Source organism: Chitinimonas lacunae (assembly GCF_042650885.1).
Classification (GTDB): domain Bacteria; phylum Pseudomonadota; class Gammaproteobacteria; order Burkholderiales; family Chitinimonadaceae; genus Chitinimonas_A; species Chitinimonas_A lacunae.
The window spans coordinates 4,443,737-4,459,546 of sequence record NZ_JBHSBU010000001.1 but is presented as its reverse complement, the minus strand read 5'-3'; the positions used below and the strand labels follow the sequence as shown (position 1 = coordinate 4,459,546).

The 15,810-nt window shown below is 64.7% G+C and carries 13 protein-coding genes and 1 tRNA gene; 13 read left to right on the top strand and 1 reads right to left on the bottom strand.

What is annotated here, in order from left to right; all coding sequences use genetic code 11:
* Window position 1: 1 nt before the first annotated feature.
* Window positions 2-81, top strand: a tRNA-Phe gene (locus ACFOW7_RS19095).
* A gap of 422 nt (window positions 82-503) precedes the next feature.
* Here the strand turns inward: ACFOW7_RS19095 and ACFOW7_RS19090 are convergent.
* Entirely contained in the window at window positions 504-1,079 is a 576-nt protein-coding gene (locus ACFOW7_RS19090; protein ID WP_378167398.1) for a histidine phosphatase family protein, read from the bottom strand.
* Between the two features lie 202 nt (window positions 1,080-1,281).
* Between ACFOW7_RS19090 and ACFOW7_RS19085 the strand changes: the two genes are divergently transcribed.
* The 12 genes from ACFOW7_RS19085 (at window position 1,282) to ACFOW7_RS19030 (ending at window position 15,804) form a co-directional block, all read left to right on the top strand.
* Complete coding sequence (locus tag ACFOW7_RS19085; RefSeq protein ID WP_378167396.1) at window positions 1,282-1,941, top strand: YceH family protein; 660 nt, start codon at window positions 1,282-1,284, stop codon at window positions 1,939-1,941.
* 2 nt (window positions 1,942-1,943) lie between these two features.
* Entirely contained in the window at window positions 1,944-2,513 is a 570-nt protein-coding gene (locus tag ACFOW7_RS19080; RefSeq protein ID WP_378167394.1) for a DUF1415 domain-containing protein, read from the top strand.
* Window positions 2,514-2,567: 54 nt separating this feature from the next.
* Window positions 2,568-5,252 (top strand): RCC1 domain-containing protein, encoded by a 2,685-nt coding sequence (locus tag ACFOW7_RS19075; RefSeq protein WP_378167392.1) that lies wholly within the window; start codon window positions 2,568-2,570, stop codon window positions 5,250-5,252.
* Window positions 5,253-6,263: 1,011 nt separating this feature from the next.
* Window positions 6,264-7,979 (top strand): fatty acyl-AMP ligase, encoded by a 1,716-nt coding sequence (locus tag ACFOW7_RS19070; protein WP_378167390.1) that lies wholly within the window; start codon window positions 6,264-6,266, stop codon window positions 7,977-7,979.
* Complete coding sequence (locus ACFOW7_RS19065) at window positions 7,976-8,944, top strand: acyl-CoA desaturase (protein WP_378167388.1); 969 nt, start codon at window positions 7,976-7,978, stop codon at window positions 8,942-8,944. Before ACFOW7_RS19070 ends, ACFOW7_RS19065 begins: the two co-directional genes overlap by 4 nt.
* 33 nt (window positions 8,945-8,977) lie before the next feature.
* Window positions 8,978-9,973 (top strand): acyl-CoA desaturase, encoded by a 996-nt coding sequence (locus ACFOW7_RS19060; RefSeq protein ID WP_378167386.1) that lies wholly within the window; start codon window positions 8,978-8,980, stop codon window positions 9,971-9,973.
* Between the two features lie 21 nt (window positions 9,974-9,994).
* Window positions 9,995-10,306: an acyl carrier protein gene (locus ACFOW7_RS19055; protein WP_378167384.1), complete on the top strand. Its 312-nt coding sequence runs from the start codon at window positions 9,995-9,997 to the stop codon at window positions 10,304-10,306.
* Window positions 10,303-11,175: a class I SAM-dependent methyltransferase gene (locus ACFOW7_RS19050; RefSeq protein WP_378167382.1), complete on the top strand. Its 873-nt coding sequence runs from the start codon at window positions 10,303-10,305 to the stop codon at window positions 11,173-11,175. The genes ACFOW7_RS19055 and ACFOW7_RS19050 overlap by 4 nt, the downstream gene beginning before the upstream one ends.
* Window positions 11,172-13,340 (top strand): type I polyketide synthase, encoded by a 2,169-nt coding sequence (locus ACFOW7_RS19045; RefSeq protein WP_378167379.1) that lies wholly within the window; start codon window positions 11,172-11,174, stop codon window positions 13,338-13,340. Before ACFOW7_RS19050 ends, ACFOW7_RS19045 begins: the two co-directional genes overlap by 4 nt.
* The gene (locus ACFOW7_RS19040) at window positions 13,337-13,597 is read left to right on the top strand and encodes an acyl carrier protein (protein ID WP_378167377.1); all 261 of its coding nucleotides are present in this window, start codon (window positions 13,337-13,339) and stop codon (window positions 13,595-13,597) included. The genes ACFOW7_RS19045 and ACFOW7_RS19040 overlap by 4 nt, the downstream gene beginning before the upstream one ends.
* A 13-nt stretch (window positions 13,598-13,610) precedes the next feature.
* Window positions 13,611-14,891 carry a cytochrome P450 gene (locus ACFOW7_RS19035; protein WP_378167375.1) on the top strand — a complete coding sequence of 427 codons (1,281 nt, stop codon included), beginning with the start codon at window positions 13,611-13,613 and terminating at the stop codon, window positions 14,889-14,891.
* 157 nt (window positions 14,892-15,048) lie between these two features.
* Entirely contained in the window at window positions 15,049-15,804 is a 756-nt protein-coding gene (locus tag ACFOW7_RS19030) for a thioesterase II family protein (protein WP_378167373.1), read from the top strand.
* Window positions 15,805-15,810: the final 6 nt, after the last annotated feature.

The window sequence follows — 15,810 nt, the reverse complement described above, 5'->3', positions numbered from 1 at the left end:
CCGTAGGCGTGGCAGAAGGGTAGACGCATGGGGGAAACCCATCCCGGTCTACGGGTGCGGGTTCGATTCCCGCCGCCTCGGCCTCTTCTTATCTCCCGCTCCCAATCAATCGGAAACACGCCAGCCTGAAGCCGTCGGGACGGCATACATTGCTTCGTGTGCTGCCCCATCATTTCTACGCTCAGCATTGATCAGGCCCTGATCGAAAAACGCAAACGACTCGTAGACAGGCTGATCTGGTCGCAATAGGGAAATAACCCCGAACACCTTGTTCTGGAAGACAGTATCGAACTGCTTCAGTTATTGATCGATGACCTTTTCATTCCCAGAGACGAAAGCTTGAAGCATTTTCACCTGCTCTCGTGAGTATCCTGCCCGAGCAATTAGCACAGGGCCGCTAGTGGCCAGGACCGATTGGGACAATGCTGTGATGGCTCGTTTGCAAGATACGGCGCAGCATAGCAGCCCATCAGGGGACCAATCGGGACATGAAATCCTCCCCTTCAGCCCTCTTCGGCAAGCGGCATCCAGTCATGCAGCAGCGTCCGCGTCTCTGACTCGAAGCAATAGAAATTGCCCTGTGAAGGCTGATCCTCGGCGCGGGTGATGGCGATCTGTTTGAGATGGCATTTATAGAGCGCACCGACTGCACCGTGCGAGACGATGGCGATCTGCCCGCCGCGGGCCTGCCGCACGGCCAGGTCGACTGCCGCGATGATGCGCTGTTGGGCGTCGCAGGCCCGCTCCCAGCCGCGATGGCTTTGCTCGGGCTTGGCGAAGAACTCGTCGGCGGCGCGCTCGAATACGGGGCGCGGCAAGTAACCCGTGGCACTGCGGTCGTTTTCTCCCAGCGCGGCCAGCTCCACCCGGTGCAAGCCACAATGCGCCGCCAGCATGGCGGCGGCCTCGATCGATTTGGTTTCGGTGCTGCTGTAGAGGTCGCTCAGTCCGCTGACCGGTTCGCGGCGCAGAAACAGCGCCATCTGCTGTCGGCCCGATTCGGATAGCGACCAGCGGGTAATCGGCGCCGTCGGATCGATCAGCACTTCGGGATGAGTGATAAAGAAAACACGGGCCATAAGGTGGCTTCACTCCTTGACTGGAAGATAGATCGCCTCGACCGGCCATTGGCGCGTCCGTTCGGGGCAAGCCGTATTTTTCCCGTTCCCGCCAAAGTCTTGCCAGCTCGTGCTTGGCTTGGCCGACGCTCCACAGCAGGCATGACGCCCCCGCCGCCGCGCGCTAAAGTAGCGACTTCAGCTGCCTCCCCATTCCCCTCTGATGCCCCAACTTCCCGTTCTATCGTTGCTGGAAACCCGTGTGCTCGGCGTGCTGGCCGAAAAGCAGCGCACGGTTCCCGATACCTATCCGCTCAGCCTCAACACCCTTCAGGCCGGGTGTAATCAGAAGACCAGCCGGGACCCGGTGATCGACGCCAGCGAAGCCGACCTGCTGGCCGCACTCGACTCGCTGCGCCGGCTGAGTCTGGTGATGGAATCGAGCGGTGGCCGTGTGGTCCGCTACGCCCACAATATCGAACGGGTTTTGCAGATTCCGTCCCAATCGGTGGCGCTGCTGACCGTGCTGATGCTGCGCGGCCCGCAGACGGTAGCCGAGTTGCGGCTCAATAGCGAGCGATTGCATAAGTTTGCCGATGCCTCGGCCGTCGAAGGTTTTCTCGAAGAACTGCGCGATCGCGCCGACGGCGCCCTGGTCCAGGAACTGCCGCGCCAACCGGGCGCCCGGGAAGTGCGCTGGTGCCATCTGCTGTCGGGCCTGCCCGAGCTGAGCGCACCGCTGCCCAGTGGTGGCGGCGCCGGCAGCGCCGATCTGACCGTTTCCGAAGTGGCCACCCTCAAAGCCCGGGTCGAGCGGCTCGAAGACGAGATGGCCCAGATGCGCCAATTGATCGAGCGGCTGCGGCAGGATCTGGGAGGTTGACGATGGCCGAGCATCCCGACGACACCGCCGTGATCACCGCCACCCGCCTCTGGCTGGAACAGGCGGTGATCGGCCTCAATCTGTGCCCGTTTGCCAAAGCGGTCTATGTCAAACAGCAGGTACGCTTTGTGGTCAGCCGCGCTCGCCATCTGGACGCCCTGCTTGAGCAGCTCGACGACGAGCTGCAAACGCTGGCGACGACCGATCCGGCCGAGCTCGATACCACGCTGCTGATCCATCCCGAGCTGCTGACCGACTTTGTCGAATTCAACGATTTCCTTGAACTGGCCGACGGGGCCGTGGCCGACAACGGCCTCGAAGGCGTGTTGCAGATCGCCAGCTTCCACCCGGCCTACCAGTTCGCCGACGCGCCGGCCGATTCGGTCGATCACGTCACCAACCGCTCGCCCTATCCGACCCTGCATCTGCTGCGCGAGGCCAGCATTGCCCGCGCCGTCGCGGCGTTTCCCGATGCGGCGGACATTTACCAACGCAATATTGACACCGTGCGCCAGCTCGGCCCCGAGGGCTGGGCCGCGCTGCAAAGGCAGTGGCAGACGGATAGCAAATAATCTGCAAGACCTTTGCAAGCCCAGAGTTTTAGCAGAACCAAAAATACATTTTATATGATGAAACCTCCTGCGCTGTTTTCCTTCTTCCGCGTGCTGCTCTGTCTCTGGCTCGCTGCCAGCGGACTGGCCGCCACGCCCATGGTGACAAGCGGTCTGCGCCACAGCATGGCACTCGATAGCGAGGGCAAGCTGTGGGCGTGGGGGGACGACAGCTCGGGACAGCTCGGCCAGAACCGCACGCTACGCCGCAGCGTGCCGGGGGTGGTGACGGGATTGCAGGATATTCAGCAGGTATCGCCCGGCATCCTGCATTCGCTGGCGCTGAACCGCAGCGGCAAGGTGCTGTCTTGGGGGGCGGACTATCACGGCCAGCTCGGCACGCGTGCCGGCAGCGACAAGCTCGCGCCGACCGAAGTGACAGGGCTCAGCGATATCGTGCAGATCGCCGCCGGCGCCCACCACAGCCTGGCGCTCGATAGCCAGGGTCGGCTGTGGGGCTGGGGCAACAACCGCGAAGGACAGTTGCTCACGGTGCCACACGGCACCGCCGAGCCGACCCAGTTGACGGGGCTGCCTCCGCTGCGCGCCATCGCGGCACAGAGCTTCCACGCGCTGGCGCTCGACCGCGAAGGCCGGGTCTGGAGCTGGGGCCATAACGCCTGGGGCCAGTTGGGCGACGGCACGAGTGATAGCCGCGCCACGCCCTATCAACTGCCGCTGCGCGATATCGTCGCCATCAGCACCGGGATGCGCTTCAGCCTCGCCTTGCAGCGTGACGGCACGCTATGGGCCTGGGGCAGCAATTTCCATGGCCAGCTCGGCACCGGTGACGAGGATTTGCGACTCGAACCGGTCCAGGTCAAGGGTATCGACCAGATCCTGGCCTTCAGCGCCGGTGACTCGCATGCGCTGGCGCTGCGGCGCGACGGCACGATCTGGGCCTGGGGCGCCAATACCGATGGCCAGCTGGGCTTTGAAGCGCCGTCGCGCGTCTCGCTGCCGACCCGTGTTCCCGGTCTCACCGGCATACGTCATATCGCCGCTGGCGAAGAGATCAGCATCGCTGCCAGCGACGACACGATCTGGACCTGGGGCCGCAATCTGAACGACCGACTGGGCAGCGATACCCGCGAAGGCAATGCCCATCAACCCGTGCCGATCCTGCGCGGTACCAGCGCCGCCATGCTGGCACCGGGGCCGGAGCATATGCTGCTGGCCAAACGCGACGGTCAGGTGCTGAGCTGGGGCGACAACCGCGAAGGCCAGCTTGGGGTGGGCAGTCAGGTCGAAGTGCCGCTGCCGCAGCCGGTCGAGATCGATCCGCTGCTGGCCATTGCCGCAGGCAGTTGGCATTCGGTCGGATTGGGCCGCGATGGCACGGTCTGGGCCTGGGGCAGCAACAGCTATAGCCAGGTCGGCAATAACGCCAACGACAATCTGGCCAAGCCCTTCCATATTCCGGGCCTCGACAAGGTCAAAGCCGTCGCGGCGGGCGGGCTGATGAGCATGGCACTGCGCGAAGACGGTTCGGTCTGGCACTGGGGCCGGCTAGGCGACCCGTTCGGAACCTTGCGGCTGCCGACCCGCATCAGCGGCCTTGGCAATATCACGGCCATCGCTGCCGGTGGCGAGCACCGGCTGGCGCTGCGCAGTGACGGGATGGTCTGGGCATGGGGAAATAATCTCGAAGGCCAGCTTGGCCTGGGCTCGCTCAAGAACAACCATCCGCCGACCCTGGTGCCGCATCTGTTCGATGTGGTGGCGGTGGCGGCCGGTGCCCGCCACAGCGTGGCGCTGCGGCGCGACGGCACGGTCTATGTCTGGGGCGACAACGAGTTGGGCCAGTTGGGTCAGGGCGACCTTGACCGGCGTGTCTATGCCGAACCGGTCGTCGGCATCGGCCCGATTGTCGCCATCGCCGCCGGGCGCGAGCATACGCTGGCGCTGGGCCGCGACGGCACGGTATGGGGCTGGGGCAACAATCGGCAGGGCCAGCTCGGTCAGCCCAACGACGAGCTCGTCACCCGGCCGCGTCTGCTGGCCGAACTCGACCAGGTGACCCAGCTAAGCGGCGGTGAGGGCCATACCCTGGCCCTGCGTAACGACGGGCTGATCCATACCTTTGGCAATAACCAGCACGGCCAGCTCGGCGACGGCACCCAATTGCGCCGCCGCCGCCCGACCCTGGTGGCCGATCGCTCGCTGCGCAATTTCCTCGATATCGACCGCCAGGTCGCCAACCATGCGCTGGCGCCTGACCGGGTGCCGCCGTTCCTGGTCAATGTGCGCAGCGACAAGACCCAGGGCAAGCGCTCGCTCAGCGTGACGCTGCGCCTGCTGGCCCCGTCGCTGCGGCCGCGCTTTGCCGCGACTGCCTACAACCTGTATGTGGGCGCGCGCCTGCCCAATGGTGACGATATCCGCCTGCTGCCGCCCGAACAGCGGGAACAGATCTACCAGCGCCAGCGCATCGAAGGCTGGACTCCCTACGTCGGCGGCGCCCTGACCCCGATGCTGGAAAATCTGCTGCTCGGCAGCGTCGATGAACAGGTGACGGTGCAGGTGCTGTCCGACCTCGACGTGGAGAAATTCCTCGGCGCCTATATCTACCTCGGCTACGGCACCAGCGATGCCGAGATGCTGCAGAACTGCCGCCTGCGGACCATCTATGTCGTGACTCAGGAAGACGGCTCGATCCCGCCAGGCCGCCAGATTCCCTATTGGCCGTGCGGCGGCTGAGTCTGTAGCACTACGGGACCGGCCCCCGCACCGGTCCCCTCTTCTCCCACTCCGCTTCCCCAACCCCTCCCCCATTGTTGTCCCTGGAACCATGGGTATAGATGGCGTCGTGTACGGTCCTAGACCCGTCGTCATCGATTGCCCGCACCCCCCGATAAAACCTTGGTCGGTCATAGAAATGGCCGGTGATTAATCGGATGCTCAGCCAGCGCTTCGCTTTAAAGACGGGGTTTACTATTTTTCCGCCCCCATCAAAAAATATAAACCTCAATTCGCACAGATTATTTCACCAGAAATAACCAACCAAGCTCAGCCATATAATACTGCCGAGCTTTCCTCCAAATGGAGAAATCGCCAGCTCATCATTGAGGGACAATACCGAATCACCGATGAATTAGTTATTGCTGTGCAGCGTAAGCAACAACAAGGCTCAAGACAGGTTACGCAACACCCCCAAAAACACAAAAAATCTGCAAACATATTGCCAGTAACATGGCGCACAAATAACAAAAAATAAAATATTAGAGAATTTTATTGTTCATCCTACAAATGCATTAATTGAACCTTTCGTCGGATGCAATGCTGCGACGCAACAAAGGCAAAAATTCAGCTCCACAATTTCCAATTCCGTCAATTTATTTAGTTATTCGCTCCATATCGCAATTTTCCTAACACATCAAAAGTCACCTTTTGATGCAAAATTCCTCTCCCTCAAGATACGGCCTGCCGGACTCAACAAGCAGCAACAAACAGCCCGATTCACCCTCTTGCAAAGTCCGGAATTGAGCGCGCATTATCTCCATCCATAAAACACATAAACAGTCGCCCATCTAGAGGCGAACAACTTGTATTCACTGCTGGAGGAAGCAATGCCCAACCATTCCCTCATCCCGTAGTCTGCCCGGCCCCTCTTTACGGCTGAATCTGTTTCGTCATTCCTGCTATCCATTCGACCGCCGACGTGATTGCGTCGCCAGATGGTCATGTCTATTTGATATCAAGGAATAAATAATGTCCGTCGATTATTTGTCGATCGCGCATGGCTTGTCGCGCCATGCCGAATTGAAACCGCATTCCATTATTTATCGGCTGTTGGAAAACGGCGAAAGTGAAACCGCCCGGCGCACCTTTGCCGAACTCGACCAGCGCGCCGGCTGCATTGCCGGCTGGTTGCGCGAACGGGGCTATGTGCGGCAGCGGGTGATGTTGCTGCTGTCGAACCCGCTGCTATTTGTCGAAGCCTTTCTGGGCTGTCTGTACGCGGCCGCCATTCCGGTCCCGGTTGCCGTGTCGCGACAGCGCGTCTCGGCCACGCTCGAAGAGATCGCCCGCGACGCCGGCATCTGCTGCGTGCTCAGCAGCGAAAAGGAAGTGCTATGTCGCCCCGACAACCACTCGGCCCTGGGCACCGTGCCCTGGTACGAGCTGGAGACGATCGAAGGCGACTGGCTGGCGCCGCAGGCCCATTCCGACGATATCGCCTTTATTCAATACACCTCGGGCTCGACCGGCTCGCCCAAGGGTGTGGTGGTGAGCCACCGCAATATTCTCGCCAATGAAGCGATGATCGCCGCCGGGATGCGGCTCGATGCTCGCTCGCGCATCATCGGCTGGCTGCCGCACTACCACGATATGGGGTTGATCGGGAATATCCTGCAACCGCTCTATCTGGGTGCCGAATGCCTGCTGATGCCGCCTGCGAGCTTTATCCAGAAGCCGCTGCGCTGGCTGCGCGCCATCTCCGACCATCACGGCAGCGTCAGCGGCGGTCCGGACTTCGCCTACCGGCTGTGCGTGGACAAGATCAGCGCGGAGCAGGCGGCCGAGCTGGACCTGTCGTGCTGGCAAGTGGCCTTCAGCGGTGCCGAGCCGGTACGGGCCGACACGCTCGACCGCTTCAGCGAACGCTTTGGCCCGGCCGGCTTTCGCCGCGCCGCCTTCTACCCCTGCTACGGGATGGCCGAAGGCACCTTATTCATCAGTGGAATCGAACAGGGCCAGCCGCCGCACTACAAGCCGGTTTCCCCCGAAGCGCTGGCGCGCGGTCACAGCAAAGCCAGCGGCAACGAAGGTGATCTGCGGCTGGTCGGCTGCGGCTTCAGCCGCTTTGGCACCGAAATCGCCATCGTCGACCCCGAGCAGGGCAAACCGCTCGAAGACGGCCGGATCGGCGAAATCTGGGTCAGTGGCACGGCGGTGGCCGAGGGCTACCACGGCAAGCCCGAACTGAGCGCCGCCACCTTTGCCGCCAGCCTGCCCCACCGGCCCGGCCGCCGCTTTCTGCGCACGGGTGACCTGGGCTTTGTGCATCAGGGCCAGCTCTATGTCACCGGTCGGCTCAAGGATCTGCTGATCGTGCGCGGCCGCAACCTCTACCCACAGGACCTCGAGGACTGCGCCCAGCGCAGCAACCCCTGGCTCAGCCCCAACGGCGGCGCCGCCGTCGATCTCGACCCCTTGCAGGCCGAAGGCCGCATCGCCCTGATCCATGAATTGAGCCGCGAAGGCTGGCGTCGGGCCGATCCGATCCGGGTCAGCGAAGACATCCGTGCCGCCATCGCCGGCGAGTTCGGCCTGGCGCTCGCCCAAGTGGTGCTGATCCGGCCGGGCAGCCTGCCGCGCACCTCCAGCGGCAAGGTGCGGCGCACCGTGTGCCGTCGCATGGTGCTCGACGGTGGCTTTGCCGTGCTCGATTCATCCAGTCGTCAAACGGAGGCCGTGCAATGAGCAGCGAAACCGCCACCGTCGTGCTGCCGCCGAGCCACGAAACCGTCCAGACCGAAGCGGACCCGCCTTATCTGCTGCGCGGTGTCAGCGCCTCACCGGCCCAGCGCTGGCATGCCTGGCTGATCCTGCTGCTGCCGACCGTGGCCGTGGCCGTGGCCGCCGGTCTTGCCGTCGGCGGTCATCTGCGGCCCTGGCAGCCGTTGCTGGCGCTGGGGCTCTATCTGCTGACCATCCTGGCCATCACGGTGAGCTTTCATCGTCAGTTATCGCACCGGGCCTTCAAGGCCGGGCCGGTCCTGACCGGCTTATTTGCCATCATCGGCTCGATGGCGGCCCAGGGTCCGCCGATCTACTGGGTCAGCAACCACCGTCGCCACCACCGCTATGTCGATCGCGACGGCGACCCACATTCGCCCGGCAACGACGCCGGTCGGCCGCTGCAAGGACTGGCTGGCTTCTGGCATGCCCATGCCGGATGGACATTCGGCCATCGGCTCAGCAACTCGATTCATCTGTGTCCCGATCTATTGCAGAACCGGACGCTGACCTGGGTCAACCGCCACTACTTCAAATGGGTGGCGCTGGGTCTGATCGTGCCCACGCTGCTGGGCTACGCCATCGAAGGCAGCCTCGCCGGCGCCGGCTTCGGCCTGCTGTGGGGCGGCGGGGTCAGGCTGTTCATCACCTACCACCTGACCAATGCCATCAACTCGGTCACCCATCTATGGGGCTACCGCAACTACGACACCCGCGACAGCAGTCGCAACAGCCTGTGGCTCGGTCTGCTGACCCTGGGCGAGGGCTGGCACAACAACCACCATGCCGACCCGGCCGCGGCGCGCTTTGGCCGCCGCTGGTGGGAAATCGACTTGGGCTGGCTGTTGATCGCCCTGCTCGGCCGGCTTGGACTGGCCCGCGACATCCGCCGCCCCGGACGCGGCGTGGTCAAGGCCGATGAGCTTTGACGCCTTTCCCGCCTTCCCTTGAGGACACCGATCGTGAACGGAACCGAACTCAATCTTCCCCCGCTGGCATATGGCCCCGATACCGCCGTCGAGCCCGCGCCCGTCAAGACCGGCCGCACCGTGCGCAATGCCCGGCTGCGTACCGTGCAACATATCCATACCGTGGTGATGAGCGGTGCGGGCTTTCTTGGCCTGATCAGTGCCGTGTTGCTGGCTGTGCTGGTGCAGCCCGTGTCGGGACTGGCGCTGGCGATTTTCCTGGTCAGTTTTCTGCTGGTGGGCATGGGGCTCACCATCGGCTACCACCGGCTGTTTACCCATCGCAGCTACAAGGCGGGCACGGCGCTGAGGATGACCCTGGCGGCGCTGGGCTGCATGGCCGGCCAGGGGCCGGTGGTGTTCTGGGTGGCGCTGCATCGGATGCACCATGAATTCTCCGACCGCGCAGGCGACCCGCATTCGCCCAATCTGAACGGCCAGGGGCGCTGGGCGCAGCTGCGAGGACTGTTCCACGCCTATATCGGCTGGACGGTCAAACACGAAGTCCCCAACGCCAACTTCTATGCGCGCGATCTGCTGACCGATGCGCCGCTGATGTGGGTCAACCGCCGCTATTACCTGTGGGTCGCGCTGGGACTCCTGCTTCCCACCGCCGCAGGCGGCCTGATCGGCGGCAGCGCCTACGCCGCGCTCGAAGGTCTGCTGTGGGGCGGCCTGATCCGGATGTTCGCCCTGCACAACGTGATCTGGTGGATCACCTCGTTTGCCCATGTGTTCGGCAGCCGCGACTTCCGGTCGCGCGACCTCAGCACCAATAACTTCTGGCTGGCCATCCCGACGCTGGGCGAGTCCTGGCACAACAACCACCATGGTTTTCCGCGCGCGGCCGTGCTGAGTTTCCGCTGGTGGCAGCTCGATCTGAGCGGCCTGGTGATTCTCAGCCTGGAAAAGCTCGGCCTGGTCTGGGAGGTCAACCGCCCCACGCCCGCCGAGCAGGCTGCCCGCCGAGCAATTCTGCCTACCGAGTAATTCCCCCTCTGGAGCCTTCCCATGAACCAGCACGACACCCTCCGTCCCGTTTCCGAAACCGATGTGGTCGCCTGGCTGCGCAGCTATCTGTCACGCCTGCTCGGCATTCCGCTGCAAGACATCGATCCTGACAAGACCTTCGAGCGCTACGGCCTTGACTCGTCGGCAGCGGTCGGGATGACCGGCGACCTGGGCGACTGGCTCGGGGTCGAGATCGACGCCGCAGCGGCCTATGACAACCCGACCATCAACCAACTGGCCCGCAGCCTCGCAGCGAGCGGTGCACTCAACGGCCGGCGTGCGGTGGCGCTGCCGGCAGGAGCGCAAGCATGAGCACCACTGTCGCCACCGGAGCCTCGGTCGAGGCCATCCAGCACCACTACGACCTCAGCAATGATTTCTATGCGCTCTGGCTCGATCCGAGCATGACCTACTCGTCGGCGCTGTGGTACGGCGACGAGAGCCTGAGCAGCGCTCAGCGCAACAAGCTCGACTGGCATCTGGACCGGGTCCAGATCGACACGGCCGAGCGGCTGCTCGATGTCGGTTGCGGCTGGGGCAGTCTGCTGCACCGGGCCACCGAACGAAATCCGCGCTGCCACGGCGTGGGCCTGTCGCTGAGTGCCGCCCAGCTGGCCGCCATTGCCGAGCACCACTGGCCGCGTATCGAGACCCGGCTGGAGAGCTGGGCCGACCATGAGGCCGATGCCCCCTACGATGGCATCGTGTCGATCGGCGCGTTCGAGCATTTCGCCCGGCTCGATCAGAGTCCGCGCGAGAAACTCGAAGGTTACCGGGCGTTTTTCGTGTTCTGTCACCGGGTGTCGAAGCCACGCGGGCCGCTGTCCTTGCAGACCATCACCTACGAGACGGCCGACCGCGAGCAGTTCAGCCGTTTCTTCGCCGAGCGGATCTTCCCCGAATCGGACCTGCCGCATCTGCACGAAATCGCCCAGGCGGCCCATGGCCTGTTCGAGATCGTCGAGCTGCGCAACGACCGCGCCCACTATGCCCGTACCCTGCGCCACTGGCTGTCGGCGCTGCGGGCCCACAAAGACGAGGCCATCGCCCTGGTGGGCGAGCGCGCTTATATCGACTACGAGCGCTATCTCGGTCTGATGGTGGTGGCCTTTCATACGGGCACCATGAATCTGTGCCGGCTGGCGCTGCGTCGGCTCGATCCGCCCGGAGTACTCGCTTGAGCACGCCCATTGCGATCATCGGCGTCGGCTGCCGCTTTCCCGGCGCCGACGATGCGGCCGCGTTCTGGCGGCTGCTGCGCGACGGGGTCGATGCGATCAGCACGATCGACGACGGGCGCTGGCCGATGAGCGCCTTTCTGGCGGCCGGCAGCACCGAGTGCCGCTGGGCCGGTCTGGTCGCGGCAGGCGACTGCTACGACCGCGGGCTGTTTGGTCTGTCCGACCAGGAAATCGAGCGGATGGACCCGCAGCAAGGGATGGCACTCGAACTCGCTTGGCAGGCGCTGGAGCAGGCAGCGATCGATCCGGCCCGGCTCGCCGGCAGCGACTGCGGAGTGTTTCTCGGCATCGGCACCCGCGACTACGACCGCCGCGCCGCCAATCAGTGGGAACAGCTCGACTACCGCACCAGCACCGGCGCAAGCGGCGCGGTGATTGCCAACCGGCTGTCCTACTGCCTCGGCCTGACCGGCCCCAGCCTTGCCATCGACAACGCCTGTGCCGCTTCGCTGGCAGCGGTCCATCTGGCCTGCCAGTCGCTGCGGCTTGGCGAATGCAGCGTGGCGCTGGCCGGGGGCGTCCAATTGATCCTGTCGCCGGCTAATATCCTGGCCTTTTCGCAAGCCAAGCTGCTGGCACGCGATGGCCGCTGCAAGAGCTTCTCCGAGCGGGCCGACGGCTATGTCTGCGGCGAGGGCGGTGGCGTGCTGGTGCTGAAGACACTGGAGCAGGCGCAGGCTGCGGGCGACCCGGTCTGGGCCGTGATCCGGGGCTCGGCCCTCAATCACAACGGTCAGAGCAACGGCCTCTCTGCCCCGCTTGGCCGGGCCCAGCAGGCGCTGATCCGCCAGGCGCTGCGACAGGCCGAGGTCGAGCCGGCCAGCATCGGCTATATCGAAGCCCATGCAAGCGGCACGGCCCTGGGCGATGCCATCGAGGTCGGGGCACTCAAGTCGGTATTCGGCGCCAGCCGCGCCGACGGCGTGCCCTGTCTGATCGGCTCGGTCAAATCGAATATCGGCCATCTTGAAGCTGCCGCCGGCATCGCTGGCCTGGTCAAGACCGTGCTGGCGCTTGCCCATGCCGAGGTGCCTGCCTCACTCCATAGCGAGCCGCCCAACCGCCATCTGAAACTCGAGCAGGGGCCGCTTACCGTGGCGCGGCACACCCAACCCTGGCCCGCGCTGTCCGGCCCGCGCCGTGCTGGCGTCAGTGCCTTCGGTTTTGGCGGCGCCAATGCCCATCTGGTGCTGGAGCAGGCACCCGAGCCGACTGCGGGCGAGCGTGGGCAGCCGCCTCAACCGCTGCTGCTGCCGCTCGCTGCCGCCAGCCCGACGGCTTTGCGCCGACTGGCCGCCCAGTGGCTCATGCTGCTCGCCGAGGACAACCGACGCGACCCCGACTGGTTTGCCGACCTGTGCTTCAGCGCCGCCACCGGCCGCGCCGCACTGCGCCATCGACTGGCACTGTGCGTCAGCCATGCCGATCAGGCCGCCGTGGCGCTCGAACGCTACCTCGACGGCCAGACCGATCCACGGCTCTACCACGACGCCAGCACCCCGGCCTGCCTACCGCTCCCGGCGCGCGAACATCTGCCGGCACTGGCAACCGCCCTCCCTCCGTTCTGGCGTCAACCACTCCAGCACTGGCTCGACGCCGCCCGCGGCGGTATCGAGCCCGCCGACACGGCCTGGGTCGCCCTGGGCGCCCTGTGTGAAAGCTGGGGACTGCCGGTACTTGCCGTCGCAGGCGGCGGCTCGGCCCAGGCGGCGTTTGCCGACCGCCTGGGCCAGCGACTGGCAGCGCTGGCGCCCGAGCGGCGCCGGCCAGTGGTGGCGCTCCATCTCGATCTGACGCAGCGGGAGACCGATGGTCCCGCGCTACTGTTCGGCCCGCCCGCCGCCACCGCGGGCCACTGGTGGAGCGATCTGCCCGTGGCCGCCCGCGACGCCGCCACCCTGGTGCGCCAACTGGCCAATCTGCTCGCTGCCGCCTATGTCGGCGGCGCCTCGCTCGATTGGGCGGCGTTCTACCGCCCCTGGCCCGGTCACCGGCTGCTATTGCCCACCTACCCATTCGAGCGCAGCCGCCATTACCGCATCCCAGGCCAGGAACGCTGGCCTGGAACGACCCCCATCCTTCCCCTTTGCGGAGATTCGCCATGAGCACCATCACCCCTGCCCTGGAGCGCCCAAGCACCGAAGCTGCCGAAGACTGGCTGGTGCAACGCTTTGCCTCGCTGGCTCAGGTCGCCCCGGCCGAGATCGACCTCGACCGGCCGTTTGCCGACTACCGGCTCGATTCGGCGGTCGCCGTCACCATCAGCGGCGAGTTTTCGCGCTGGCTGGGGCAGGAGTTGCCGATCACCCTGTTCTGGGAACACCCGACCATCCGCAGTCTGGCGTTTGCCGTCACCCACTGAAGCGGAGTCCACCATGACCGCCACCGTCCTCGACACCCCCGCCGCCGCCCCGCAGCAGGCCGGCCTGTTCTTCAACCCGCGCGACCCGAACTTCAATCTCGACCCCTATCCGCACTATCGCCGGCTGCGCGAACAGGACCCGGTCCATCGCAGTCCGTGGGGGGTCTGGTTTGTCGGCCGCTACGAGCATGTGCGGACCGTGCTCAAGGACCGCCGCTTCCGGGTGCAGGATGTACCGGGCCAATTGCGCCGGCGCAATGAACTGCTGCAACGCCAGCGCATCGTGGCCAATCAGCCCGACAACCTCGATGCCCTGATCGCCAATTCGGAAAACTGGTTTGCCTTTCTCGAAGCGCCCGACCATACCCGGCTGCGCAAGCTGGTGTCGCATGCCTTCCAGAAACGGTCCGTCGAGCGGATGCGTGAACATATCCGCCGCTGCGCCCGCGATCTGCTCGACCGGGTGCGCCAGCGGGGCGAGATGGATTTGATGAAGGATTTCGCCTCGATCCTGCCGCAGAACGTGATCGCCTATCTGCTGGGCATTCCGGCCAGCCATTTCCCGCAGTGCGTGGCCTGGGCCGAAGTGATCGGGCGGATCTTCGACCCGCTGGTTTCGCTTGAGGAATACGCCCGGCTCAACCGCGACTCGATCGAATTCATGGACTACCTGCGTGGCCTGGTTGCCGAGCGGCGCCGCGAGCCGCAGGACGATCTGATCAGCGCCCTGATCGAGGCGCGCGACGAGCAGGACCGGCTCAGCGAGGCCGAACTGATCTCGATCATCATCCTGATCTTCGGTGCCGGGGAGGAGACGGTGGTCAGCCTGCTTGGCAATGGCTCCAAGGCGCTGATCCTTCATCCCGAGCAGCAGGCGCTGCTGCGCGCCCGGCCCGAATTGCTGCCGTCGGCCGTCGATGAGCTGCTGCGCTACGACGCACCCTTGCAGATGACTTCACGCACGGCGCTTGAGGACGTGGAGCTGGGCGGCAAGCTGATCCGGGCCGGCGATCAGGTCTATGTGGCGCTGGGCTCGGCCAACCGCGACCCGGACCAGTACCCCGACCCCGACCGGCTCGATATCGAGCGTGAACGCAACCACCATATGTCGTTTGCCGACGGACCGCATTACTGCGTCGGCGCGCCGCTCGCCCGGATCGAGGCCGAAGAGGCGTTCCGGGTGCTGTTCGAGCTGCTGCCGGATCTGCAAATCCTGCCGCACCAACAGCGCTTTCGCGACCACACCGTGCTGCGCTGCATGACCACGCTGCCGGTGCGCTTCACGCCACGCTAGGGTCCGAGCCAGGCGCTGCCAGGGTTTGTCGCCGGACGCTGTGTCCAGCCTCAATCAGTATATGTCCTGTTTAGATAATTTTCTTTAATTAAATAGAACCAATCTAGAAAGTATTTTGCATAAATATTTATTTTCAACCCGACTTCAGGAGGTGGCAATGGCGTTGTCGCCGTGGATTGACCCGCATGAACTGATCGACCAAGCGCCGCTGCGGCTGATCTGTTTCAATTCGGCCGGCACAGGCAGCACGCTGTTTCGGCAGTGGAACCAGCGTCTGGGCGGCCGCATCAATGCGCTGGGTGTCCAGTTGCCGGGGCGCGAGAGCCGGTTTGCCGAGCCACCGGCGCGCGAAGTCGCCAGTCTGGTCGAGGCCATGGGCCCCGCACTGGCCCCGCTGTTCGCGCAGCCGAGCGCGCTATTGGGCCACAGCTACGGCGCCCTGCTGGCCTTCGAGCTGGCGCGCTGGCTGCGTCGTCATGGTGCCGGCGCACCGCTGCACCTGATCGTGGCCGCCCGGCCGGCGCCTCAGTTGCCGTTTGGCTATCGCAAGACCTACCACCTGCCCGAGGCCGAATTTATCGAAGTGTTGCGCCGCTACGGCGGCACCCAGGATTCGATCCTGGCCAACCGCGAAGCCTTGCGTTTCTTTCTGCCGCTGATCCGGGCCGATCTCGAAGCCAATACCGAGTACCGCTATCAGGACGAGCCGCCGCTCGACTGTCCGATCAGCGGCTGGCGCGGGGCGGACGATCCGGTGTGCAGCGAAGCCGAGCTGCTGGCCTGGGCTGCCCAGAGCCGGGCGGGCTTTCGCAGCGTGCAGTTCGACGGCGCTCACTTCTTCCTTCACCAGACCGAGGCCGTGCTGGCCCGGCTCAGCGACGAACTGGCGACTGGCGCCACGCTCGCTGCCTGAGTTGCC

Bases quoted from the DNA above. Each gene is read 5' to 3' on its own strand.
- ACFOW7_RS19090 (WP_378167398.1), bottom strand. From the start codon at position 1,079: ATGGCCCGTGTTTTCTTTATCACTCATCCCGAAGTGCTGATCGATCCG.
- ACFOW7_RS19085 (WP_378167396.1), top strand. From the start codon at position 1,282: ATGCCCCAACTTCCCGTTCTATCGTTGCTGGAAACCCGTGTGCTCGGC.
- ACFOW7_RS19080 (WP_378167394.1), top strand. From the start codon at position 1,944: ATGGCCGAGCATCCCGACGACACCGCCGTGATCACCGCCACCCGCCTC.
- ACFOW7_RS19075 (WP_378167392.1), top strand. From the start codon at position 2,568: ATGATGAAACCTCCTGCGCTGTTTTCCTTCTTCCGCGTGCTGCTCTGT.
- ACFOW7_RS19070 (WP_378167390.1), top strand. From the start codon at position 6,264: ATGTCCGTCGATTATTTGTCGATCGCGCATGGCTTGTCGCGCCATGCC.
- ACFOW7_RS19065 (WP_378167388.1), top strand. From the start codon at position 7,976: ATGAGCAGCGAAACCGCCACCGTCGTGCTGCCGCCGAGCCACGAAACC.
- ACFOW7_RS19055 (WP_378167384.1), top strand. From the start codon at position 9,995: ATGAACCAGCACGACACCCTCCGTCCCGTTTCCGAAACCGATGTGGTC.
- ACFOW7_RS19050 (WP_378167382.1), top strand. From the start codon at position 10,303: ATGAGCACCACTGTCGCCACCGGAGCCTCGGTCGAGGCCATCCAGCAC.
- ACFOW7_RS19040 (WP_378167377.1), top strand. From the start codon at position 13,337: ATGAGCACCATCACCCCTGCCCTGGAGCGCCCAAGCACCGAAGCTGCC.
- ACFOW7_RS19035 (WP_378167375.1), top strand. From the start codon at position 13,611: ATGACCGCCACCGTCCTCGACACCCCCGCCGCCGCCCCGCAGCAGGCC.
- ACFOW7_RS19030 (WP_378167373.1), top strand. From the start codon at position 15,049: ATGGCGTTGTCGCCGTGGATTGACCCGCATGAACTGATCGACCAAGCG.